This window comes from Leisingera sp. F5 (assembly GCF_001593695.1).
The window spans coordinates 1-1178 of sequence record NZ_LUKH01001227.1; the positions used below are offsets into that span (position 1 = coordinate 1).

The following is a 1178-nucleotide window of genomic DNA, read 5'->3' on the forward strand; positions in this document are numbered from 1 at the left end:
GCCACCGGTCCAGCAATGGACCCTCCCCAAAGCGTGACAGGAGTTCATTGGAGTTTTCCCAGGCATTGCGGCAGGCTGTAGCCGGCCCCTCCGGCCGCTTAAGAAAGGAGGCACCATGTTTCGCCTAGGCTATTTCGTGTCAGCCGGTGCGGCATTGGCCCTTGCTGCCAATCTGGCGTTCACACCACCGGCCGCCGCCCATGATTCAGGCCGTGATACCGCCCGCGCCATTGCCGGGCTGATCGCTCTGGGACTCATCGCAAAGAATCTGAATGACCGTAATGACCGCCACCGCGGCTACACGCATTCATATCAGCCGCGCACCTACTACCGGCCCCATCGCGGCCACGGCCATTACGCCGGCCGCCACCGGAACCATGACCGCGGCATACACCGCCACCGCACCCGTCACGGCGGCTACTACCGGCACCGTCACTGACATCCGGATGCGGTAAAACCTGTTGAGCAGAAACAGACCGTCTGAAACGGCACAGCGCCGCGCGTCAGCGCGGCGCCCGGCCCAAGGCTGCCAGGGGGATCAGCCCGCTGATCACCCGAAGGCGCGGGAGGGCGCCGGCCCCGGATCGAACAGCGCCCGGATCACTTCGCCCGTTTGGCTTCCAGCTCCACCTGCACATCAACGGCAATCCCCAGAGAGCTTTCATCCGGCAGGCTTTTGCCAACGCCGAAATCGAGACGGTCCAGGGTCAGCGTGCCGGCCATTTTTGCCGTGTCTCCCTGCAAATCCAGGCTGAAGGGCAGGGTGACTGGCACCGTCTGCCCCTTGATGGTCAGGGTGCCGGCTGCTTGATACCCCACGGCCAGCTTTTCGATATCCGCCTTGAACAAGGCGGTCGGGAAATTGGCGCCGTCAAAGTAATCGGCGCCCATGGCCTGACCGGCAACCGATCCCAGCTCCAGAGTCGGGATCGACACTGTCACTTCCACATCACCCGCGGGTCCCGGACCAGCAGTTTCATCAAAGTTGATCACGGCGGTCCACTCGCCGAAGCTGCCCGAAATGACGCTGCCCATCTGGGTGACAGACAGGCCCAAATTGCCGGATTGGACCGCCCAGGTTCCCGTTGCCGCAGGGGCCGCAGCCACTACCGGGGCCATGATGCCTCCCGCACCGAGATCCTGCTTCTCGGCCTGGCTTTGACTCTGCCCGCCATAGA

General features: G+C 63.7%; 2 protein-coding genes. One reads left to right on the top strand and one right to left on the bottom strand.

Annotated elements, in window-relative coordinates; genetic code table 11:
• Nucleotides 1-115: 115 nt before the first annotated feature.
• Nucleotides 116-439, top strand: coding sequence for a hypothetical protein (locus A2I95_RS40350; protein WP_291731560.1), 324 nt, complete (start codon nucleotides 116-118; stop codon nucleotides 437-439).
• Nucleotides 440-600: 161 nt separating this feature from the next.
• Here A2I95_RS40350 and A2I95_RS40355 read toward each other — a convergent pair.
• Nucleotides 601-1178, bottom strand: a 578-nt coding sequence (locus A2I95_RS40355) for a YceI family protein (RefSeq protein WP_291737939.1), incomplete at its 5' end; no start/stop codon positions are given.

Coding starts and splice junctions, on each gene's coding strand:
- A2I95_RS40350 (WP_291731560.1), top strand. CDS start 116: ATGTTTCGCCTAGGCTATTTCGTGTCAGCCGGTGCGGCATTGGCCCTT.